This is a genomic window from Neobacillus sp. DFD-2R (assembly GCF_057747865.1).
Genome location: NZ_CM173228.1, coordinates 288,039 through 311,105 on the forward strand (window position 1 = coordinate 288,039; position 23,067 = coordinate 311,105).

General features: G+C 40.4%; 17 protein-coding genes, 2 rRNA genes, 2 pseudogenes and 1 riboswitch. Of the genes and pseudogenes, 11 read left to right on the forward strand and 10 right to left on the reverse strand.

Annotated elements, in window-relative coordinates; all coding sequences use genetic code 11:
• Positions 1-55: 55 nt before the first annotated feature.
• A complete protein-coding gene (locus AC3ANV_RS01460; protein WP_488311933.1) occupies positions 56-658 on the reverse strand; it encodes a TetR/AcrR family transcriptional regulator in 603 nt (200 codons plus the stop codon).
• A gap of 183 nt (positions 659-841) precedes the next feature.
• Here AC3ANV_RS01460 and AC3ANV_RS01465 point away from each other — a divergent pair, with 183 nt between their 5' ends.
• Both AC3ANV_RS01465 and AC3ANV_RS01470 read left to right on the forward strand, forming a co-directional pair.
• Positions 842-1,282 carry a PaaI family thioesterase gene (locus tag AC3ANV_RS01465; protein ID WP_488311934.1) on the forward strand — a complete coding sequence of 147 codons (441 nt, stop codon included), beginning with the start codon at positions 842-844 and terminating at the stop codon, positions 1,280-1,282.
• A 254-nt stretch (positions 1,283-1,536) separates the two neighbouring features.
• Entirely contained in the window at positions 1,537-2,721 is a 1,185-nt protein-coding gene (locus AC3ANV_RS01470) for an acetyl-CoA C-acetyltransferase (protein ID WP_488311935.1), read from the forward strand.
• 301 nt (positions 2,722-3,022) lie between these two features.
• Here AC3ANV_RS01470 and AC3ANV_RS01475 read toward each other — a convergent pair whose 3' ends face one another.
• Positions 3,023-3,211 carry a DUF7948 domain-containing protein gene (locus AC3ANV_RS01475; RefSeq protein WP_488311936.1) on the reverse strand — a complete coding sequence of 63 codons (189 nt, stop codon included), beginning with the start codon at positions 3,209-3,211 and terminating at the stop codon, positions 3,023-3,025.
• Positions 3,212-3,275: 64 nt separating this feature from the next.
• Positions 3,276-5,771 (reverse strand): HYR domain-containing protein, encoded by a 2,496-nt coding sequence (locus tag AC3ANV_RS01480; protein ID WP_488311937.1) that lies wholly within the window; start codon positions 5,769-5,771, stop codon positions 3,276-3,278.
• Between the two features lie 208 nt (positions 5,772-5,979).
• Between AC3ANV_RS01480 and AC3ANV_RS01485 the strand changes: the two are divergent.
• Positions 5,980-6,443, forward strand: a pseudogene (locus AC3ANV_RS01485) (transposase); the annotation flags it as partial.
• Between the two features lie 67 nt (positions 6,444-6,510).
• Here AC3ANV_RS01485 and AC3ANV_RS01490 read toward each other — a convergent pair.
• Both AC3ANV_RS01490 and AC3ANV_RS01495 read right to left on the reverse strand, forming a co-directional pair.
• Positions 6,511-7,602, reverse strand: coding sequence for a GerAB/ArcD/ProY family transporter (locus AC3ANV_RS01490; RefSeq protein ID WP_488311938.1), 1,092 nt, complete (start codon positions 7,600-7,602; stop codon positions 6,511-6,513).
• A gap of 15 nt (positions 7,603-7,617) precedes the next feature.
• Positions 7,618-7,954, reverse strand: a pseudogene (locus tag AC3ANV_RS01495) (spore germination protein); the annotation flags it as partial.
• A 354-nt stretch (positions 7,955-8,308) separates the two neighbouring features.
• Between AC3ANV_RS01495 and AC3ANV_RS01500 the strand changes: the two are divergent.
• The gene (locus AC3ANV_RS01500; protein ID WP_488311939.1) at positions 8,309-8,563 is read left to right on the forward strand and encodes a hypothetical protein; all 255 of its coding nucleotides are present in this window, start codon (positions 8,309-8,311) and stop codon (positions 8,561-8,563) included.
• Between the two features lie 226 nt (positions 8,564-8,789).
• Here the strand turns inward: AC3ANV_RS01500 and AC3ANV_RS01505 are convergent, their stop codons facing one another.
• The 3 genes from AC3ANV_RS01505 to AC3ANV_RS01515 form a co-directional block, all read right to left on the reverse strand.
• Entirely contained in the window at positions 8,790-9,626 is an 837-nt protein-coding gene (locus tag AC3ANV_RS01505; protein ID WP_488311940.1) for a YqiA/YcfP family alpha/beta fold hydrolase, read from the reverse strand.
• 318 nt (positions 9,627-9,944) lie between these two features.
• A complete protein-coding gene (locus tag AC3ANV_RS01510) occupies positions 9,945-10,883 on the reverse strand; it encodes an LCP family glycopolymer transferase (protein WP_488311941.1) in 939 nt (312 codons plus the stop codon).
• Positions 10,884-11,009: 126 nt separating this feature from the next.
• A complete protein-coding gene (locus AC3ANV_RS01515; protein WP_488311942.1) occupies positions 11,010-11,135 on the reverse strand; it encodes an anti-repressor SinI family protein in 126 nt (41 codons plus the stop codon).
• A gap of 15 nt (positions 11,136-11,150) precedes the next feature.
• A riboswitch (cyclic di-GMP riboswitch) is annotated at positions 11,151-11,234 on the reverse strand.
• Positions 11,235-11,423: 189 nt separating this feature from the next.
• On the opposite strand from AC3ANV_RS01515, the gene AC3ANV_RS01520 reads away from it, so the two are divergent.
• The 4 genes from AC3ANV_RS01520 (at position 11,424) to AC3ANV_RS01535 (ending at position 14,477) form a co-directional block, all read left to right on the forward strand.
• On the forward strand, positions 11,424-11,642 hold the full coding sequence (locus AC3ANV_RS01520; protein ID WP_488311943.1) for a DUF1659 domain-containing protein: 219 nt from the start codon (positions 11,424-11,426) through the stop codon (positions 11,640-11,642).
• 36 nt (positions 11,643-11,678) lie between these two features.
• Complete coding sequence (locus tag AC3ANV_RS01525; protein ID WP_488311944.1) at positions 11,679-11,897, forward strand: DUF2922 domain-containing protein; 219 nt, start codon at positions 11,679-11,681, stop codon at positions 11,895-11,897.
• Positions 11,898-11,979: 82 nt separating this feature from the next.
• On the forward strand, positions 11,980-12,123 hold the full coding sequence (locus tag AC3ANV_RS01530) for a YvrJ family protein (protein WP_488311945.1): 144 nt from the start codon (positions 11,980-11,982) through the stop codon (positions 12,121-12,123).
• Positions 12,124-13,790: 1,667 nt separating this feature from the next.
• Complete coding sequence (locus tag AC3ANV_RS01535; RefSeq protein ID WP_488311946.1) at positions 13,791-14,477, forward strand: DUF975 family protein; 687 nt, start codon at positions 13,791-13,793, stop codon at positions 14,475-14,477.
• A gap of 243 nt (positions 14,478-14,720) precedes the next feature.
• On the opposite strand, the gene AC3ANV_RS01540 is transcribed toward AC3ANV_RS01535, so the two are convergent.
• Positions 14,721-16,277 carry a COG4705 family protein gene (locus AC3ANV_RS01540; RefSeq protein WP_488311947.1) on the reverse strand — a complete coding sequence of 519 codons (1,557 nt, stop codon included), beginning with the start codon at positions 16,275-16,277 and terminating at the stop codon, positions 14,721-14,723.
• Positions 16,278-16,554: 277 nt separating this feature from the next.
• Here AC3ANV_RS01540 and AC3ANV_RS01545 point away from each other — a divergent pair, with 277 nt between their 5' ends.
• Positions 16,555-16,647 carry an NADPH-dependent FMN reductase gene (locus AC3ANV_RS01545; protein ID WP_488314106.1) on the forward strand — a complete coding sequence of 31 codons (93 nt, stop codon included), beginning with the start codon at positions 16,555-16,557 and terminating at the stop codon, positions 16,645-16,647.
• Positions 16,648-16,833: 186 nt separating this feature from the next.
• On the opposite strand, the gene AC3ANV_RS01550 is transcribed toward AC3ANV_RS01545, so the two are convergent.
• Positions 16,834-17,796, reverse strand: coding sequence for an N-acetylmuramoyl-L-alanine amidase family protein (locus AC3ANV_RS01550; RefSeq protein WP_488311948.1), 963 nt, complete (start codon positions 17,794-17,796; stop codon positions 16,834-16,836).
• Between the two features lie 436 nt (positions 17,797-18,232).
• On the opposite strand from AC3ANV_RS01550, the gene AC3ANV_RS01555 reads away from it, so the two are divergent.
• Positions 18,233-19,782, forward strand: a 16S ribosomal RNA gene (locus tag AC3ANV_RS01555).
• 281 nt (positions 19,783-20,063) lie between these two features.
• A 23S ribosomal RNA gene (locus AC3ANV_RS01560) occupies positions 20,064-22,999 on the forward strand.
• Together the 16S and 23S rRNA genes form the textbook arrangement of a ribosomal RNA operon.
• Positions 23,000-23,067 lie beyond the last annotated feature (68 nt).

The following is a 23,067-nucleotide window of genomic DNA, read 5'->3' on the forward strand; positions in this document are numbered from 1 at the left end:
ACCTCCTATACATTTAAGTAGTTGATCTTAAATTTTTTATGTTCTTGTTACCTTTTTAATTCTTGTCTCTAGTTTCAAACTTAGCTAGATAGTCTTTTAAAAAGCCAATGGCTCGATTTATATAAATGGTGTCGTTATAAAGCTTTGTCATCATAAGAGATCCTTCAATTGTAGATATAAAAATTGTTGTGAATGTTTCCGAATCTATTGTGGAGATTATTTCACTGTTTCTTATCCCAGTTCGAATAATTTGAAGTATCATAGAATAAAGGTCATTCATTGCTTCTCGAGTCGCATCACGTAAGGCTGGGTGCGCATCATCGGACTCGATTGCTGCATTTAGAATTGGGCAGCCACCAGGAATTGGCTTGTCTTCTGCTAATAACAAAAAGACTTCAAGAAGTGCGTTCAATTTTTCGATAGAAGTATTTTTGCTCCTAATTGCTTCTTGGAAGGTTGTGGACATCGTTTCAATAGAAAATGAAAATGCATTCAAAGAAAGTTCTTGTTTACTCTTAAAGTGATTATAAATCCCTCCTTTTTCCATACCAGCCTTTTCCATAATATCTGTAATGGAAGTTGCCAAGTATCCCTGGGTATTTAGAAGCCCAGAGGCCTTTTCAATAATCATCTGTTTTGTTCGTTCTCCTTTACGCATTTTTAACCTCATTTTCATTAGAATTTTCAAACCGAACGGTCTTGTTAATGTAAGTATAACCTTTTATGTAATTTAAATCATCCCTTTTTTTATTAGAATATTCAAATCATATTGACAACTATAACTTGGTTTAATGTATAATAAAAAAACAGACCGGTTTGCATTTTATTGGAGGGGTTTTATATGAACGAGAGAATTTTAAATATGAAAAAAATAATTAATCGTGAGGTTCCGCCACCACCTATCGCTAAGTTAATTGGTGCAGAGTTGTTACAAATCGAAAAGGGTAAAGCAGTTTTTGAATTAGAGTGTAATACGGAGAAACATGCAAATCCTATGGGAACAATCCATGGAGGAATACTATGTGATATAGCCGATATGGCAATGGGCGTGGCCTTTTCAAGTTTGTTAGAAATGAATGAAACCTTTACTACTGTTGAACTTAAAATTAATTATTTGAAACCGATTTGGAATGAAAAAATTACAGCAAAAGGTGAGGTTATAAAGAAAGGAAAGACTATTGGGCTAATCAAGTGCGATGTTTTTGATGAAGGCGGTTCATTAGTTGCCCATGCTTTAAGTACGTGTATGATCCTTCGTGGTGAAAAATCAGTAGGAAGATAAAAAAAGTACCTAATAAAAGATCAACATATTGGTAAATATTGTATCATTATGACCTAGTTTTACGTATCTCGGAACCCCTACAGAGGTTTCATTTCTTAAGATGGATCAAAAGAAGGTGCTTATACACCGGCCGATCAAGAGTATAAATGGCTAGTTTTTTAATTTTTCTATTCACCCTATTTACATTCTACATAAAACAACAAAATTCAATGAAAATAGACAATTATAAAAGCAGAAAAAAAGGAGTAAAGAATATGAGTCAAGAGATTGTAATTGTAAGTGCCGTTCGTACAGCAATTGGAAATTTTAATGGAAGTTTAAAAAATGTATCTGCAACTGAACTGGGAGCAATCACTATCAAAGAAGCACTTGAAAAAGCAGGAGTAAAACTGGAGCAGGTAGACGAAGTCATAATGGGTAACGTTCTTCAAGCAGGTGTTGGTCAAAATCCGGCTCGTCAAGCACAGATAAAATCAGGTATTCCAGTGACGTCTTCGGCCTTTACAATTAATAAGGTTTGTGGTTCTGGTATGAAGGCCGTTCATCTTGCCATGCAGGCGATCCTTGCAGGAGATGCTGAAATCGTTGTAGCAGGCGGAATGGAAAGTATGAGTCAGGCACCATACTTATTGAAAAATGCCCGCGATGGCTTTAAAATGGGAGATCAAAAAATAATCGACAGCATGATCAGTGATGGTCTATGGTGTGCGTTTAATGATTACCATATGGGAATCACAGGTGAAAACGTTGCAGAGAAATATGAGCTGACCAGAGAGCAGCAGGATGAGTTTGCAGCATGGAGCCAGCAAAAAGCAGTTGAAGCAATCGAAACAGGAAAATTCAAAGATGAAATTGTTCCGGTTGTTATTCCACAGCGTAAAGGTGATCCGATCGTTTTTGATACAGACGAGGTTCCTAGAAAAGGTACCACTGTAGAAATATTAGCGAAGCTGCGCTCTGCATTTAAAAAGGACGGAACTGTAACAGCAGGTAACGCTCCAGGGCTTAATGACGGAGCAGCAGCATTAGTTATTATGAGCAAGCAAAAGGCAGAAGAATTGGGCCTTACGCCATTAGTTACGATTAAAGCAACTGCAAATGCTGGGGTAGACCCAAGCATTATGGGAGTTGGTCCAGTACCAGCAGTGAAAAAGGCATTAGAAAAAGCAGCAATTTCAATCGAGGATATTGATTTAATCGAAGCGAATGAAGCATTTGCATCTCAAGCCCTTGCAGTAGGAAAAGAATTAGGCTTTAAAGATGAAATTTTAAATGTCAATGGCGGTGCTATTGCACTTGGACATCCGATTGGTGCCAGCGGAGCACGTATTCTTGTTAGCTTAATCCATGAAATGAAACGCAGAAATGCCAAAACTGGTTTAGCTACACTTTGCATTGGCGGCGGACAAGGTGTTGCTACAATTGTTGAATTGGCGTAATTTGCTCCTTTTTAAAATTAAATGTGCGTATTTATTGAAAACAGGCGGGATTTCCAGTCTGTTTTTTTCTATTTGTCCAACTGTACAAGAGTAAGTCCATAGGTCACTAAACGGGCGCTTTCGCTTTTCTATGAAAATGTTATAAGGGGTCCTGACGAATGCCTATCAAGCCAAGAAAACAAGGTCACCCCCAATCTTCTTTGTAACAAGAAGGTCTAAAATTTCGTTCTGGAGGTGCTGCAAAATTTTAACTTGATGGGCATGTGGTGGTACCCCATGCCCATCAAGCTAAGACAAATCATTACCCCCATAACGAAAAAACGCTATTATCTAATGACAAATCCTCCGCTCCCTGAAAGGTAAGCTGAATGTTTTCGATGTTTGCTCCTGGTTGGACAACGAATTCATACTTGAGCTGCCCGTTCCATTCTCGAAAGACAAGATCTACCCCTGACCATAGCTCCCTATATCTCCACGGTGATATATCCATTAGAAAGATAATAAGATTAAATAGACTATCAAGAAGTCTCGATAGTCTACAATAGTTTAATTATTTATTTCCTATGACCTCCCTTTCTAGGTTTTCGCTTTCCATGACGTTTAGGAGCTTTTGGTTTTCCACTACTGCCTTTACTGCCTTTACTGCCTTTACTGCCTTTGCTGCCTTTGCTGCCTTTGCTGCCTTTGCTGCCTTTGCTGCCTTTACTGCCTTTGCTTCCGTGACTACTGGAGATTACTGTTACTTTGAACGAACAAGTGCTAGTATTTCCAAAGGCATCTGTGGCAGTACATGTGACTGGTGTAATCCCTGTTGGAAAAAAGGAACCTGATGCAGGTGTACAGAAAAAAGTAGGATTAGGACAGTTGTCACTTATAGCAGGCTCAAAATGAACGATGGCTCCATTTCTACCCAGATCATTAAAAACCGTGATGTTGGCAGGGCAGTTAATAACCGGAGGCTCTGTATCATTCACCGTTACAGTAAAAGTACAGGTTGTAGTATTTCCAGAGGCATCTGTAGCAGTACAAGTAACCGGTGTGGTTCCAACCGGGAAGAAGGAACCTGATGGCGGAGAACAAACAGCTGTTACACCCGGACAATTGTCGCTTACGGTAGGAGTTGGATAGTTAACCATCGCTCCACATTGACCCGGATCATTAAATTGCGTGATATCTGCAGGACAATTAATCACCGGTGGTTCAGTATCGTTAACAGTTACAGTAAAAGTACAGGTTGCAGTATTTCCGGCAGCATCTGTAGCAGTACAAGTAACTGTTGTGGTACCAACCGGGAAAAACGAACCAGATGCAGGTGTACAAACAGATGTAACACCAGGACAGTTGTCGCTAACGGTAGGGGGTGGATAGTTTACAACGGCACCACATTCTCCCGGATCATTGTTTACCATAATGTTGCCAGGGCAAGTAATGCTTGGCGCTTCTCTATCTTCTACAGTCACTGTAAACGAACATTGTACCGAACCTCCTCCACAAGTGTCTGTAGCCGTACAAGTGACCGTTGTTGTGCCCGCAGGAAAGGTGGAACCGGATGGTGGTGAACATACAACAATGGCACCAGGGCAGCTAGTTTTTACTGTAGGGGACGGAAAGTTTACCACAGCTCCACATTGCCCCGGAGTATTGCCAACCGTAATGTTGGCAGGACAGGTAATGCTGGTTGGGGAACGGGTTAGATCATTGATATTCGCAAAAATATCTTGACTCCCGGTCCGAGTGTCCGTCCAAACCGAAATCAACTTTTCCGGTTCTGGCAAATTTGGTGGGATTATTGCTGCAAAGATATAGTCACCTATAAAGGTACACGGTTCACCAAAGGAAGGATCAGCATTAGGGTCAAACGAAACGTCTGTTATTCGCGAATTTGTAAAGGTGGTTCCACCGTTAGTGGATATAGCTGCAAATACATCCAAAAGAGTAGTGGAAACTCGGTTTGTATAGTAAATTACACTGCATGTGCCACTACACGAGGAAACCGTAACAAACGGGAAAAAATTTTGAGTATTCTCTGGACTATCATCAACTCGGATTGGTGTAGACCAAGTCACTCCACCATCATCGGAAAAAGACATAAGGATATGAGCATTAGTAGTACTAAAATCCTGCCAGACAGCATAGACACGTGCAAACACCGCAGAACCAAAACATCCTGAAGCATCTACAGCAAGAAATGCAAATGTAGGAGTACGGAAATCCCATTGAGGGACCTTTGAATTTAGGGATTGAGGAACCTCAACGATAGGACTAACGGTAACAGTTGGTCCAAATGTCACCCCGCCATCATCTGATCTGCGAATCTGGAATTTGGCATTAACAAAATCCTCCTCAATCCAAGCAACATACACTTCTCCATTGGGTCCAACCTGAACATTTGACCCCTGTACAAAAGGAAGTCCTGTGAATACCGGTGTGATGGGAAATGCCGATGACCATGTTAAACCCCCATCTGTTGATCTTTGAAGCAAAATTTGCGAATTATTAAAGTTATTGGTGAACCGGGTATAGCTAATATAGGCATTTCCCTCAAAGGGACTTGTTGAAGACTTGTCGATAGCCAGGTATTCCTTATCATCAAAGATTCCATTGCCGACTAAGTCAGAAACTATAGTAGAATTAGTGTAGGTAAGTCCACCGTCTACTGATCGAAAGACGATTATTGAAGCTTCATTTGTTGCTTCTTTTACTGCGATGCCAGAAATCATAGATACGTTATTTAAACCGAAATCTACAATTGGATCTGATAGAAGGTCAAAGCCGGTGGTAACCGGTAAAACCGAGTAACTAAATGTATTACCTCCATTAAAAGATTGGTAAAGAGCAAATCCATCCACAGTATAATCATGAGAAACAGCGATAATGGTTAAGGGATTTATTGGGTTAACGGCGACGCTTGGTTCATTTTCTGGAAGATTAGTAGCGGGGAGTGGAATATTTGTTCCACTTGCGAGCGTATTTATACTTTTTTCTGTAATGCCTATATTTTTTGTTTGTGATTTTAATTTGATTAGTTTCTTACTAGTTGATCTGTGCATGTATCACATTCCACCTTTCTTGTCTCACTTTAGTATACGGGTGTTCAATCTCAGCGTGTGGGTGGCAGAATACTGATTGCGAAAAAAGGAGATGTTGGGAAGTTATAGGGGTAGGGACACATGCCCATCAAGCTAAGGCAAATCATTATCCCCAAAACGAAAAAAACACTATTCTTTCTGTAATATGATGGAAAGGATGGTGTTTTTTATGTGTAGCGAAGTTTCAAATGAACTTACACTCTTTTCTCAGGAATTACAACGATCTTTGTCCCACAAGCTCTCCAACTGCTGGCCAAAAAAGTGGGTTTTGTTCAAAGGACGAGTAAGTATCAAGCCAAAGAATTAATAGCGTTGTGCGTGTGGTTAAGTCAAAAAGTAGCGAGTACTTCCTTGACTCAGTTATGTAGTTCTTTAGAATCTTCAACGGGTGTCTTGATAAGTCCTGAAGGACTCAATCAACGATTTAATCCTTCGGCTGTCAAACTTTTACGACATGTATTCACTTCCTTACAAACAGTACAAACAGGTGATTTATGTATACGTGATTTAGTTTATTTCGACCTGAAAGATCTCCATCAAATGGATGAGAAAGGAGCCTATTATATCTCTCGCTTAAAATTAAACACTCGGATTTATCTAAGGAATCCTGATCCCGAGTACTTTAAAAACGGAATCTACTCTTGGTATTCGACGATGTTAACTTGATAGGCATGTGGCGGTACCCCTACTAGTAGTTTTTCTATTTATTTTTTTTCACCTTACTGTAAATAAAATGGCTGATAAAGATGAAAGGAATGTAACCAAAAAAGACAAAATATCCTGCGAAAGAAAGTGAATTTTCTAATAGTAGTATTTGGTTGTGGGTTTTAATAAACGGAACAATAATCAACGTAACTATAAGCGAAAACAACAGGGCTTTTCGCTGCTTTACTCCAAACGTTTGTTTCGCCCCTCTCATAAATGCCCAGTATGCTAATGTAATGTTCGGAAGGATAACTAAAGCCCATGAGCTAATCCCTATATACTCAAATCTTTCGACAAAAGGCATTTCGATAATCTTCCATAAATCTAAGGTTGGCCAAAGATTCATTTTCAGCTGCTCCTCACTATAGAATACGATGGATACAATATAAGTGGAGAGATAGATAAAAATACTTAATGCAACTCCAAATTGTGCCCATTTTTGTGACTTCTCTGGATTCTTAATAAATGGATAATAAATAAACAAGGTGGAGAATCCGATATAACTAAGTGACATTTGTTTAGCTGACAACATGATTTCTTTTACAGAATGATGAAAAACCGGTAGTAAGTTGGCATAATTTGCAAATTCAAGAGGAAAAAGTAAAGTTAGAATTAAATAAAGCGGGAGAATTACTCCGAAAAAGCAAATACCTGTTACAATTCTGAATCCGCCTTCTACGATATAGTAAAACAAAGGAACAAATATAATGCATAACGAAAGTAGACTGACATTCGGAAACATCCATACGTGAATAACTTCAAAATAGGAGCTTATGACAACTATTGATATTAATAGGAAATACACTAGAAGAAAAATATTAAAAATGTTCCCCAGCCACTTCCCGAATATTTTTTTGTTTATGGCTATGATATCTGTCTTTTCCTTGTTTAACACACGATACATCATCCAAATTAAAATATTAATATACATTCCTGATAGTATGATCGAAATCCAAGCGTCATTCCCAGCCCCTTTGACGATTTCAGCTTGAAAATTAAGCACACCAACTCCAATTTGGATGGAATGTACTAAGAAAAAAGTTAGATAAGGAGAAACTTGAAATCTTTCCTCAACTGTAGATTGCATTACTTCACACACCCATCACTCATCAACATCTTTTTTTTCCTTTGCTTTTTTAGGATTAAAACGCAGCGAATTTCCCGTTTGCAGTTTTATCGGTCTATTGGGGTTAGCTGAAACGGAAACCTAAAAAATGCGTCTTTTAAATCTTGCATTCGAGTAGGATAAATAGGTTCCAAAAATGGTCTTCCTATATTAAGCGCAGCAAATGAGCAATCAAATAACAAAAACAAACAACTACTCCTAACATCCCAAAAAAGTTTGCAAATAATAAAAATGGAAAACGTATTAAGCGTATTGTGTTACCCATTTGATACACAGGAGTCGTAAATGAAGCCAACGCCGCCAAAGCAACAACATATCCAATATGAATTTTTTGTTTTATGATCAATATTCTTCTGAATCATTTTCTGTTTAAATTTTTAGTTTTTTAAACATATAGGTAAGTTCCTCTGTAAGTCATTTTGTAAGAATCGTTGTTAATATTTTCTACATATAAGTTTATTAATAAACAAACAAAACGATATATATAGTTCTTAGGGTGTAGTAGTTTTTCGAAGTGCCGATATACGGAGAGTGTAGGATAATCACACCTTGAATGGTAGTTTCAATTAAGTATGTTATTTTCACTGGTAGTATGTGACAAAATAAATTTTTAGTGCAAATCTCCTATTGCTGAATTATTATATTTACAAAAGGAGAGGAATTCAATTTGAAAACGGTTGCGCTAGTGTCAATTGATTTTGATGATTTACCAAATCCGATTAAATATGTGTCTAATAATGAACCCAATAAAGTACTGATACTCGAAAAGATCATGGGTATAATAAATCATTATGATATAAGTAAAGAGGTTACCTTTAAAAGTTTACATCAAGATGAGGGTCAAAAAGTGTACTATTACCGAATCGGTGAAACAGATTGCTTTGTATTAGTCGAACGAGTCGAAATGATCGAAAATTCTTAAATAAAAGTATCTAACGCCGAAAAATTTGAGAGCAAGAGAAGTTTTGAAAAGCGGCAATAATTACGATAAGAACTATAAAAAAGGAGAACAGAATCGTTCTGTTCTCCTTTAATATTTTCTAAATTCATTTTACGGAAAAGCAATTGGATTTTGTGTATCCAAAGTTGAAAATTGAATTCTATTTGAATTTTCTATCCTGCTTTATTGTAAAACTAGCAACTACTTGTTACTGTAAATAAGGAAAGAAACTTACGATCGGATGGGATTTGGTATCCCAATAAGGATGCCCCCAATAAATTTTTGCATCTTTTAAATCTAATTGGTTTTGAGTTCCTAAATGTTTACCGAAATAGTGAGTAAAATCATCGTAAATATAGTAATTACGCATGAAATAACTTTTATTACTTTTTACCAAACTATTGTATTTTGAAGAAGCAGCTACATAGGCACTTGCAGGAAATCCTGGAGCATTGTATGTAACAGCCTTTATTCCTGTTAAAGTTGAAACTGAGGAAGCAAGATAGCCTCCTAATGAATGACCGGTAAGTGTTATATCATTTCTTTTATTGTAATTAGGGACCATTTTTACTAAAGCCAATGCATCGTCAGTCTGTTTAGAAAAACCTATTACAGCATTTAGTAAATCTGCATATAACCAGTCCACACTATTATTGCTGCCTCGGAAAGCAACAACATATTCACCGGTTTTTAAATTCTTATAAATTACACCAAAAAATCCGGATGTCCTATTATATTTATAATTATAGACCTGCCAATCAAACGCATGCGTTCTTTTTAAAAAAGTAACAACATCTTTATCCTTTACAAATCCCCGGCTCTTTGCTTCATTAAATTTGTTCTTTATATCAGCTAATTTATCTGAATTATAATTGTAGGCAGACAAATTAATGGGTGCTTTTTGTGAGTCCAACACACTATAACTTAAAGCGCTTAATACAACCAAATTCTGATCGGAAGCAGCATTTGCATTTTGTGGTTTCATAAATATTGTGAAACAAATAAAAAATATGGCTAAAAACATAATTATTTTTTTACTTCTCATTATCATTATTTTCTCCTCACTTTTTTATGTAATTAATTCAAAATTCTGTTTTTTCACATCCGATAACACTACAAATTTACTTTTTTATAATCCATTTTAATCCACTAAAGTTAATAACCTCCTAAACTGTAAAAATTTAATACTAGTTCGATTTTAGTATGTCTAATGTACTATGGTCAACATATTTTTGGTTTAGATATCATTTAATTTCTGTGAAAGTCACCAATAATATTTTGCAATTAGCGTCGACAGGCCCTATCTGCCATTGTTATTAGTACTGGAGTCTTACAAAGAAAAAGCTGACAGGAATTACTCCAATCAGCTTGCTTTCTTATTCAATTCTAATTGTGCCTTAAATTCATTTTGAACTCGTTGTTTTTCTTCAGGTGCAACAAGCCCATAATAGATTTTATTTATCATTGTTCCGGTTTCTTTTATTTCCATTTGCTGAATGTTTTTTCCTGCTTCTCTATAATTCTTTTGAATGTCCATCATTTGCTCAAAGGTAAGATTTGTTTTTATATTTTTCTCAAGAGCTGTGAAAATAGTGGAATAGTTCGTTAAAGTCGAAAGGCTTGTACCTTCTTTGATAACAGCTTGAATAATAGAACGCTGCCGTGCTTCACGTCCGAAGTCACCTCTAGGGTCTTCATATCTCATTCTCGAGAAACTTAACGCTTTTTCACCGTTTAGGTTTACTTCTCCTAGTGGAAAATGAAATCCACCCTCAGTGAAGTCTAACGTATTTTGGACGGTAACTCCGCCTACAGCATCCACAATATCCTTAAAGCCTTCCATATTAATCTTTATATAGTAATCGATCGGAATATCAAGGAAATTCTCAATGGTATCCATTGACATGGGAACTCCTCCAAAAGCATAGGCATGGTTAATTTTATCATCCGTGCCTTTTCCTACGATTTGAGTACGCGTATCTCGAGGAATGCTCAGCATTTTTACTGAATTGTTAGTTGGATTAACCGTTAATACTATGATCGTGTCAGATCGGCCTTTGTCCCCCGGGCGTTCATCGACACCCAGCATTAATACTGAAAACGGATCTTTTTTCGTCAAAGCAACTGGCTTCACACGCTTTACCGGTTGCTTTCGATCAATCGGCTGGCTCATCGTTTCCACAGCATTTTTAAACGATTTATATACGGAGTAACCATAAACTCCTCCTGCAACCAATAGCACTAGGAGTACGATACTCGTTATTTTTAACCACTTTCGACTTTTCTTTTTTTGAGACCTCATTTGATGCACCCCCGAGAAAGTTTTAAGAATTAATTTTAAATAATAATTGTTTTATTACAAAAGTACGTATGTAAAGTAGAGAATTTTAACAATGGGTTATTGAATAAAAAAAGACCTTCATAGAGGTCAAGCAGTTTGATTGAAGAACTCCTTTATTTCTTCAACCGTTATGCCGGTATTTAAAGCTTCCAAAATCAGTTCTACCCATTCTTTGTCTAATTCTTTTTCATCAATCAAAGTAGTAGTTACCATATTTCCTCCTAAAATATAGGTAGCTCAGCCATCATAGCATAGAACAGTAGATCTGTAGCTTTGCGTCCCAATCTTTCAATTGGTTTGCCTTTTTCTTTTAAAATAAAAAAGCTTATGGGAAAATATTACCATAGTTGTTCTATATATAGAACAAAGAAAATTCCAAAAAGTTCGACATTAATTTACATTTATTGAATTTTTTTGTTAATTTCTAATAAAAGATTGTTATCTACCATGTCCTTTTTCTCCCTTTTTTAATATATAGAAGGTGAAAGGAGGTGGTAGACAATGGCACAGGCAATGTTAGCAGAAACAAAGCTGCGATTGGTCTTTGAAGTTGGAATGGATGAGAAGGGTGCTCCGATTTTAAAAGCAAAGACATTGAACAACATCAAGAAAGAAGCAACAGCAAATCAGCTCTATCAAGTGGGACAAGCCTTATCTGTTTTGTGTAAAGATACGCTGAACAGTGTTGAAAGAGCGGATAACACCGAAATTTTAGCTTAATGGCGGGGGATTCGATTACGATAGGAGGTGAAAGGGATGGCTAAAACATTGGAATTACAATTTGCTACCGAGTTCGGGAAGACGGCTCGATTAACCGTTGATAATCCAAAAGAACCGGTGAATGAAGCGATTGTCAAGCAATCGATGGCAGACATTATTGCTTCAGGAATTATTACGACAGCAAGCGGCAATTTAGTTTCCGCTCAAGGTGCTAGAATCGTAGAACGAAATATAACTGATTATGAACTTGCTTAATGAATAGAGGAAAGGCCGGATTACGTTAAAGCCGGCCTTTCTTTTTACATGTCTTCATAATGAAAAGAAAGGAGATAGGATCGTGGATGAGCTCATACCTCTCATTAGTCAGGTAGGATTCCCTATTGTTGTGTCCTTTTACTTGCTTTATCGGATTGAAACAAAGCTTGATATGGTGGTTCAATCAATTCAGAATCTGCCCGAACGAATGAAGGAAAGGAATTGAATAGTGTCTAGTTCCATGTCTATATCAAAGGCGTAAAACATAGATATTTTTCCATGTCTATGTTTTACGTCTTTTATAATTTTTTTGATCGTTTTTTGGAATCAGCCCAATACTATCTTCTATATATAATGGCTGGATCTTGAATGCCAGTTTCATTCGGCAAGCGGAAGGAGAAAAAGGGCGTGATCCTGACTGAATGCAGGTCCCATTCGGACAGTTCAAGGTAAAAAAAGCGAGCTCGAGTCTGAAAGCAGGTCTGATTCGGACAGGTCAAGGTAAAAAAAGCGAGCTCGAGTCTGAAAGCAGGTCCCATTCGGACAGTTCAAGGTAAAAAAAGCGAGCTCGAGTCTGAAAGCAGGTCTGATTCGGACAGGTCAAGGTAAAAAAAGCGAGCTCGAGTCTGAAAGCAGGTCCCATTCGGACAGGGCGAGGCAAAAAAAGCGAGCTCGAGTCTGAAAGCAGGTCTGATTCGGACAGTTCAAGGGAAAAAAAGTGAGCTCGAGTCTGAATGAAGGTCTGATTCGGACAATTCAAGGGAAAAAAAGTGAGCTCGAGTCTGAAAGCAGGTCTGATTCGGACAGTTCAAGGGAAAAAAAGTGAGCTCGAGTCTGAATGAAGGTCTGATTCGGACAATTCAAGGGAAAAAAAGTGAGATCGAGTCTGAATGAAGGTCTGATTCGGACAATTCAAGGGAAAAAAAGCGAGATCGATTCTGAAAGCAGGTCACATTCGGACAGGACGAGGCAAAAAAAGTGAGATCGAGTCTGAAAGCAGGTCTGATTCGGACAGGACGAGGTTAAAAAAGTGAGCTCGAGTCTGAAAGCAGGTCTGATTCGGACAGGGCGAGGCAAAAAAAGCGAGCTCGAGTCTGAAAGCAGGTCACATTCGGACAGGATGGGGGAAAAAAAGCGAGATCGATTCTGAAAGCAGGTCACATTCGGACAGGACGAGGCGAAAAAAGTGAGCTCGAGTCTGAAAGCAGGTCTGATTCGGACAGTTCAAGGGAAAAAAAGTGAGCTCGAGTCTGAATGAAGGTCTGATTCGGACAATTCAAGGGAAAAAAAGTGAGCTCGAGTCTGAAAGCAGGTCCCATTCGGACAGGGCGAGGCAAAAAAAGCGAGCTCGAGTCTGAATGAAGGTCTGATTCGGACAATTCAAGGGAAAAAAAGTGAGCTCGAGTCTGAAAGCAGGTCACATTCGGACAGGATGGGGGAAAAAAGTGAGCTCGAGTCTGAAAGCAGGTCTGATTCGGACAGGACGAGGCAAAAAAGTGAGCTCGAGTCTGAAAGCAGGTCACATTCGGACAGGACGAGGCAAAAAAAGTGAGCTCGAATCTGAATGTAGTTCTTATTCGGACAGTTCAAGGGAAAAAAAGCGAGCTCGAGTCTGAAAGCAGGTCACATTCGGACAGGGCGAGGCAAAAAAAGCGAGCTCGAGTCTGAAAGCAGGTCACATTCGGACAGGACGAGGCAAAAAAAGTGAGCTCGAGTCTGAATGTAGTTCTTATTCGGACAGTTCAAGGGAAAAAAAGCGAGCTCGAGTCTGAATGCATCTCTCTCGTAACATGAAAAGCCCATCTTAAATAAAGAAGGGCTTTCCTACTTTGGATATAAAATGTAAAATAGATTAGCATTCTATATATATAGTAAAAAAGGGGAAGGTTATTTTTGAACATTAGAATATCTGAAATCAAAAGAAAATCCAAACAAACATTAAAAGGAAATTGGGGAAATGTGTGCCTACTTACTTTTATCTTGTTTTTAATAAATGTAGTCCTACCTACTATTATTGAAATCGTCATGAGTGGTGGGTTTACAACATGGATTGACCAAGAACATACGCCGCTAGGAGTAAATATAGTTAGTACTATCATTTCAATTGCTTTACTACCACTTTCCGTCACGGTTTATTGGTATTATTTATCTTTGGTTAGGAAAGACAATCCGCAAATTTCACAGGTGTTTTCTGTCTATAAAGATGGAAAAACTTCTTTAAGACTAATTGGAATATCCATACTACAAGCCCTTTTCGTTTTTTTATGGTCTTTCTTACTTGTTATTCCTGGAATAATAAAAGCTTTAGCTTACTCTCAATCTTTTTACTTATTACGAGATCATCCTGAATTTACTGTATTTGAAGCAATAACTGAGAGCAGGAAGAGAATGAAGGGATATAAACGGAAATACTTTTTGCTTGGACTAAGTTTCATTGGTTGGGGTATTCTTTGTTTGTTTACTTTTGGAATTGGTTTATTGTGGTTGTTTCCGTATATCGCAACATCCAATGCTACATTTTATAATGAATTAATTTACCCGGAGAATAAGGTGTTTGAGGATAAAGAAGTAATCTTATAATAGAAAGAAATAGCCCGCTCTCAAAAATGTAAAGGGCTCCGTTTTGAGGTGCTTTTTCAAAAATAACTGCTTAAATGACATTTCAATTGGTTAAGGAAATGGCAAGATAAATGTGAAAAACTCGTCAGTGTTTGACGAGTTTTTTTGTATGGAAATAACTTGTGAAGTGCTGTACTTATACTAACGGAGCAGGTAAGCAGTTAAACGCAAAAAAGGAACCGCGATTTGCGATTCCTAAGATTTTTATTTATTTACTCCGTTTAGGATACTAAGCGAATTATTAAGTGCAGATTTGGACTTGCCGGCATCGGGGTTTGATGAACGAACTGCTGCTAATACAACGTCAATCGTTCCATCAATTTTAGTCCATGTGGTGCCATCAATTTTCCTAAGTTTAGGCTCCGATGTGTCCCATTGATGTTCCAAATCGTCAGCCCCTTTTTTTGCCGAAGTAAAGTTATTGGAGTTTACCTCGTTTAACATGTCACTTTCAGCTTTAACAAAATCTGTTAATTGTCCGGCTAATGTAGTTTGTGAAGAAGCGGTCTTCGATGCTAATTTATTTACTCCGTTTATGACACTAAGCGAATTATTAAGTGCAGATTTAGATTTGCCGGCATCAGGGTTTGATGAACGAACCGCTGATAATACAACGTCAATCGTTCCATCAATTTTAGTCCATGTGGTGCCATCAATTTTCCTAAGCTTAGCTTCCGATGTATCCCATTGATGTTCCAAATCGTCAGCCCTTTTCTTAGCCGAAGTAAAGTCATTTGAATTTACATCTTTTATCATATCACTTTCAATCTTAATAAAATCTGTTAATTGCCCGGCTAATGTAGCTTGTGAAGAATTGGTTTGCGAAGCTATATTATCACTGCGCCAAATATAACCGCCTATACCAACAACTAAGAAAATACAGAGTACCGCAATGGTTTGTGTCAAAACATTTTTCTTGCTTCTATTTGTTTGGTTTGTTTCTGCTGTTTCGCTTTTTGCATTTGTATCAATTTTTGTAACAGCAAGAAAAACGATGATTGCTAAAATAGCGATAAGAAAAATGACGCTAGTAATGGTTGTTCCCAACCCTAACCCGCCATTAACTTTTGGTTGAGATAGGTAATCTCCTATTGATGCTCCAAGTGGACGAGTAAGAATATACGCAACCCAAAACGCTAATATCCCGTCAAGTTTCGATTTATATGCCAAGAAAATACAAGCTATGATAATAATGACTGTTACCCCTGTTTTAAGATAACCAAAACCAAGTTGTTCGGAATATAAATCTCCGACTGCTGTTCCAAGTGCAAATGTGAAAAGAATGGTAAGCCAATAGAAAACTTCTCTTTTTCTTGTAAAAATCGAGTGGATCGAAAGTGTTTTTTCACTAAGATACCAAAAAAGAAAAGTTAATCCTAACAGCACGGAGAAAACCGCTGTACTAACCTCAAGAGGTACTCCTATTCCATCTGTCAAATTATCAGTTACCAGCGTTCCAAATACGCTTATAAGTACAACCGTTGTCCAATAAATGCCTGGAACATATTTCGTTGCTCTGAATTGAAGATACAATACAAGGAAAAACGCTACTCCCATAATGATGGTAGTGAGAGTTAAACCCAATCCAAGGTTGAAATTGATGAAATCAGCAAATGTTTCACCGACAGTTGTACATAAAATTTTGATTATCCAGAAGAAAATAGTAACTTCCGGTACCTTGTTAAGTAAAGTTTTCAACTTATTTTGGTACGCTTGCTTACTACTATTTGTTTTTTCAACTTCCGCTATATTTTGCGTCAAAAAAAGTACCTCCTATTTTATATAATTGCTTCTATGCCAAAACCATTTTAATGTTATTTTCTTAATTATTTATTTTAAACCTATTAATAATTTGTTAAATTTTTGTTTATTAACCATATTAGGCATAATAGTTATCAATAATTCCATCTCAGGGAAGGGAAGTTAATTATAAAGAAATGGGTCAACTTCCGCCTTTTAATCCCGATTTAGACAACGATGACGTGATATTGCTGTTTTCAATTGGCGTAACCATCTTAAAGAATCGGATGGTGTACTAATTTGCACACCAGAGTACGCCAAAGGAGTTCCGGGGGCGTTGAAGAATGCAGTTGATTGGGTTGTTTCATCAGGGGAATTCGTAAAAAAATAGCCCAGTCCTCGTAAGGAACATGGGTCATGTCGTGCCTAAGTAATCACGGGAAAAGTTGTTTATTCACTGCTGCCGCTAACTATCAGCCGGTATATTAATCATTTTGATCGCCTCATTTAGAAGGGCGGAAAGTTCCGCTTATTCAATGTTTTATTAATAGAATGAATTCATCAAAAGTATCGTTACTTACTCTTGATGGAAATAATCGAGTAATCCAAGGTAAATGCCTTGAGCTACTTTATCAGGGTAAGTAGAGCTTTCAACAAACGAATCATCTTGTTTATTTGAAAGAAATCCGAGTTCAATCAGTGTACTGGGTTGTGAATTACTTCGTAAAACATTCAAGTCATTGAATCTTGTTCCAATGTTAGTTAATCCCGTTGTTTTGGCAACCTCATTTAAAATATCCGAGGCTAAAGCGTTATCTTTTGATTTTTGATAATAAAAATCAGTCAATCCATTTACCGATGGATTATTTGACCAATTATAATGGAAACTTATAAATGCATCCGCATGGTTATGGTTTGAAAAATCTGCCCGTTGTTGTAAGGAGACATACGTATCGTTGGTCCGTGTCATCATGACTTTGGCACCTGCATTTTCAAGCTTTTGTTTAACAACGGTGGCTGTTGCTAAGTTTAATGTTTTTTCAGGTGTTCCAATAATGCTTGTTGTACCGTCATCCATCCCCCCATGACCCGGATCTAACACAATGGTTTTCCCGTTGAGGGGCTTCTGACTTTCCTGATCGGTTAGTATTTTTTCCAATTTTAAATTACTTGCAACTTGGCTGGAATAACCTGAATTTTCTCGAATGTTTAAATCGTTGTCTTCAGCTGATTTCTTTACCTTTTTTACGTAAGCATTGTAAACCCATCCGGTTTGAGTGTCTGATAGTTTAATTTGATCCCAATTATTCCTTGTCCGAATGATTTCAAACGTGTCTCCTTTATGAACTAGGCCAATAATTTTACTTGAAATGTCTGAAGCTTCCCGCACATTAAGATTGGATGCAATGACCGTAACCTGAGAAGAAGAAGGCGTATTAGCATAAGTAGTATGATCCATTTCGAGTAAGGGCACTACAATAACCATAAGGATAGCCAGCACTTTAATAAGGCTTAAGTTCTTCATTTGGGTTGTTATCACGTTAGTAACCTCCATCTTTTTTAAACTGTAAAACTAGTATGGACAAGTTTCTATCAAAATATAATTTATATACTTCTCAAATTGAAAATAAAAAGTAGTAAAAAAGTATTGCGCTGGAATACCAGAAGTGTTAATATGTAAAAGTTGCTTCAGAAAATGTATCATTATAAATTAGTTTTTTAAAAGAAAAGTAATTTTTAATTGATTTTTATGAATCAACGTGATATGATGTTTCTTGTCGCTAATTTAAAGCGAAATTGCTTTGAAAAAAGTATTTGACACTTCCAAGACAAAATGATATATTAGTATTCTGTCTTCGAAAATAGTTCTTTGAAAACTAAACAAACAAAATCGTGCAAACAAACAATAACTATTAGTGAATCTTTCGTTAAGAAAGTGAAACTAAGCCAACGTAACTTTTATGAGCTAATCAACTTTCTTGGAGAGTTTGATCCTGGCTCAGGACGAACGCTGGCGGCGTGCCTAATACATGCAAGTCGAGCGAATCTTTAGGAGCTTGCTCCTGAAGGTTAGCGGCGGACGGGTGAGTAACACGTGGGCAACCTGCCTGTAAGACTGGGATAACTTCGGGAAACCGGAGCTAATACCGGATAATCCTTTTCCTCACATGAGGAAAAGCTGAAAGACGGTTTCGGCTGTCACTTACAGATGGGCCCGCGGCGCATTAGCTAGTTGGTGAGGTAACGGCTCACCAAGGCGACGATGCGTAGCCGACCTGAGAGGGTGATCGGCCACACTGGGACTGAGACACGGCCCAGACTCCTACGGGAGGCAGCAGTAGGGAATCTTCCGCAATGGACGAAAGTCTGACGGAGCAACGCCGCGTGAGCGATGAAGGCCTTCGGGTCGTAAAGCTCTGTTGTTAGGGAAGAACAAGTACCGGAGTAACTGCCGGTACCTTGACGGTACCTAACCAGAAAGCCACGGCTAACTACGTGCCAGCAGCCGCGGTAATACGTAGGTGGCAAGCGTTGTCCGGAATTATTGGGCGTAAAGCGCGCGCAGGCGGTCCTTTAAGTCTGATGTGAAAGCCCACGGCTCAACCGTGGAGGGTCATTGGAAACTGGGGGACTTGAGTGCAGAAGAGGAAAGTGGAATTCCACGTGTAGCGGTGAAATGCGTAGAGATGTGGAGGAACACCAGTGGCGAAGGCGACTTTCTGGTCTGTAACTGACGCTGAGGCGCGAAAGCGTGGGGAGCAAACAGGATTAGATACCCTGGTAGTCCACGCCGTAAACGATGAGTGCTAAGTGTTAGAGGGTTTCCGCCCTTTAGTGCTGCAGCTAACGCATTAAGCACTCCGCCTGGGGAGTACGGCCGCAAGGCTGAAACTCAAAGGAATTGACGGGGGCCCGCACAAGCGGTGGAGCATGTGGTTTAATTCGAAGCAACGCGAAGAACCTTACCAGGTCTTGACATCCTCTGACACCCCTAGAGATAGGGCTTTCCCCTTCGGGGGACAGAGTGACAGGTGGTGCATGGTTGTCGTCAGCTCGTGTCGTGAGATGTTGGGTTAAGTCCCGCAACGAGCGCAACCCTTGATCTTAGTTGCCAGCATTCAGTTGGGCACTCTAAGGTGACTGCCGGTGACAAACCGGAGGAAGGTGGGGATGACGTCAAATCATCATGCCCCTTATGACCTGGGCTACACACGTGCTACAATGGATGGTACAAAGGGCTGCAAAACCGCAAGGTCGAGCCAATCCCATAAAACCATTCTCAGTTCGGATTGTAGGCTGCAACTCGCCTACATGAAGCCGGAATCGCTAGTAATCGCGGATCAGCATGCCGCGGTGAATACGTTCCCGGGCCTTGTACACACCGCCCGTCACACCACGAGAGTTTGTAACACCCGAAGTCGGTGGGGTAACCGTAAGGAGCCAGCCGCCTAAGGTGGGACAGATGATTGGGGTGAAGTCGTAACAAGGTAGCCGTATCGGAAGGTGCGGCTGGATCACCTCCTTTCTAAGGATATATGCCGGACATATGAGCCGGACAAAACAGTTTGTTTGAAACACGTTCTTTGTTTGTTTAGTTTTGAGAGAGCAATTTTTACTGTGAGAATCATGACCGTAGGTGATGATTCGAAACAATTCTCTCGAAGCTTTTTTTATTCGTTCTTTGAAAACTGGATAATCGTAAAGAAGAAGTCAAAGTAAGAACCGAGTTATAGGGAAAAATGCAGTTCAATTTTTCCTTGCCATTTTAGTTTTCTCTCTTATTATGTAAGAGAATTAAACCTTTTAGGTTAAGTTAGAAAGGGCGCACGGTGAATGCCTTGGCACTAGGAGCCGATGAAGGACGGGACTAACACCGATATGCTTCGGGGAGCTGTAAGTAAGCTTTGATCCGGAGATTTCCGAATGGGGAAACCCATTGCTCGTAATGGAGCAATATCTTTACCTGAATACATAGGGTATGGAAGGCATACCCGGGGAACTGAAACATCTAAGTACCCGGAGGAAGAGAAAGCAAACGCGATTCCCTGAGTAGCGGCGAGCGAAACGGGACATAGCCCAAACCAAGAGGCTTGCCTCTTGGGGTTGTAGGACACTCAACATGGAGTTACAAAGGAACGGGGTAGATGAAGCGATCTGGAAAGGTCCGTCATAGAAGGTAAAAACCCTGTAGTTGAAACTTCGTTCCCTCCTGAGTGGATCCTGAGTACGGCCGGACACGTGAAATCCGGTCGGAAGCAGGGAGGACCATCTCCCAAGGCTAAATACTCCCTAGTGACCGATAGTGAACCAGTACCGTGAGGGAAAGGTGAAAAGCACCCCGGAAGGGGAGTGAAATAGTTCCTGAAACCGTGTGCCTACAAGTAGTCAGAGCCCGTTCATGGGTGATGGCGTGCCTTTTGTAGAATGAACCGGCGAGTTACGATTACATGCAAGGTTAAGTTGAAGAGACGGAGCCGCAGCGAAAGCGAGTCTGAATAGGGCGAATGAGTATGTGGTCGTAGACCCGAAACCAGGTGATCTACCCATGTCCAGGGTGAAGTCCAGGTAACACTGGATGGAGGCCCGAACCCACGCACGTTGAAAAGTGCGGGGATGAGGTGTGGGTAGCGGAGAAATTCCAATCGAACTTGGAGATAGCTGGTTCTCTCCGAAATAGCTTTAGGGCTAGCCTCACGTAGTAAGAGTCTTGGAGGTAGAGCACTGTTTGGACTAGGGGCCCTCATCGGGTTACCGAATTCAGACAAACTCCGAATGCCAAAGACTTATCCGTGGGAGTCAGACTGCGAGTGATAAGATCCGTAGTCAAAAGGGAAACAGCCCAGACCACCAGCTAAGGTCCCAAAGTATACGTTAAGTGGAAAAGGATGTGGAGTTGCTTAGACAACCAGGATGTTGGCTTAGAAGCAGCCACCATTTAAAGAGTGCGTAATAGCTCACTGGTCGAGTGACTCTGCGCCGAAAATGTACCGGGGCTAAACGTATCACCGAAGCTGTGGATTGACATCTTCGATGTCAGTGGTAGGAGAGCGTTCTAAGGGCGTTGAAGTCAGACCGTAAGGACTGGTGGAGCGCTTAGAAGTGAGAATGCCGGTATGAGTAGCGAAAGATGAGTGAGAATCTCATCCACCGAATGCCTAAGGTTTCCTGAGGAAGGCTCGTCCGCTCAGGGTTAGTCGGGACCTAAGCCGAGGCCGAAAGGCGTAGGCGATGGACAACAGGTTGATATTCCTGTACCACCTCTTTATCGTTTGAGCAACGGGGGGACGCAGGAGGATAGGGTAAGCGCGCTGTTGGATATGCGCGTCTAAGCAGTTAGGCTGCAAGTGAGGCAAATCCCGCTTGCGTGAAGGCTGAGCTGTGACAGCGAGGGAAATTTAGTACCGAAGTTCCTGATTCCACACTGCCAAGAAAAGCCTCTAGCGAGATAAAAGGTGCCCGTACCGCAAACCGACACAGGTAGGCGAGGAGAGAATCCTAAGGTGAGCGAGAGAACTCTCGTTAAGGAACTCGGCAAAATGACCCCGTAACTTCGGGAGAAGGGGTGCTCTTTGGGGTGAATAGCCTCGAAGAGCCGCAGTGAATAGGCCCAGGCGACTGTTTAGCAAAAACACAGGTCTCTGCGAAGCCGCAAGGCGAAGTATAGGGGCTGACGCCTGCCCGGTGCTGGAAGGTTAAGAGGAGGGGTTAGCGCAAGCGAAGCTCTGAATCGAAGCCCCAGTAAACGGCGGCCGTAACTATAACGGTCCTAAGGTAGCGAAATTCCTTGTCGGGTAAGTTCCGACCCGCACGAAAGGCGTAACGATCTGGGCACTGTCTCAACGAGAGACTCGGTGAAATTATAGTACCTGTGAAGATGCAGGTTACCCGCGACAGGACGGAAAGACCCCGTGGAGCTTTACTGTAGCCTGATATTGAATTTTGGTACAGCTTGTACAGGATAGGTAGGAGCCGTAGAAGCCGGAGCGCTAGCTTCGGTGGAGGCGTCGGTGGGATACTACCCTGGCTGTATTGAAATTCTAACCCGCACCCCTCATCGGGGTGGGAGACAGTGTCAGGTGGGCAGTTTGACTGGGGCGGTCGCCTCCTAAAGAGTAACGGAGGCGCCCAAAGGTTCCCTCAGAATGGTTGGAAATCATTCGTAGAGTGTAAAGGCACAAGGGAGCTTGACTGCGAGACCTACAAGTCGAGCAGGGACGAAAGTCGGGCTTAGTGATCCGGTGGTTCCGCATGGAAGGGCCATCGCTCAACGGATAAAAGCTACCCCGGGGATAACAGGCTTATCTCCCCCAAGAGTCCACATCGACGGGGAGGTTTGGCACCTCGATGTCGGCTCATCGCATCCTGGGGCTGTAGTCGGTCCCAAGGGTTGGGCTGTTCGCCCATTAAAGCGGTACGCGAGCTGGGTTCAGAACGTCGTGAGACAGTTCGGTCCCTATCCGTCGTGGGCGCAGGAAATTTGAGAGGAGCTGTCCTTAGTACGAGAGGACCGGGATGGACGCACCGCTGGTGTACCAGTTGTCTTGCCAAAGGCATCGCTGGGTAGCTATGTGCGGACGGGATAAGTGCTGAAAGCATCTAAGCATGAAGCCCCCCTCAAGATGAGATTTCCCATAGCGTCAAGCTAGTAAGAACCCTGAAAGATGATCAGGTTGATAGGTCAGAGGTGGAAGCGCGGTGACGTGTGGAGCTGACTGATACTAATCGTTCGAGGACTTAACCAGTTTTAAAGCGAACTCGTTTTTACAAACTTCTTCTGCATTATCCAGTTTTGAGGGAATGAAACCTCAAA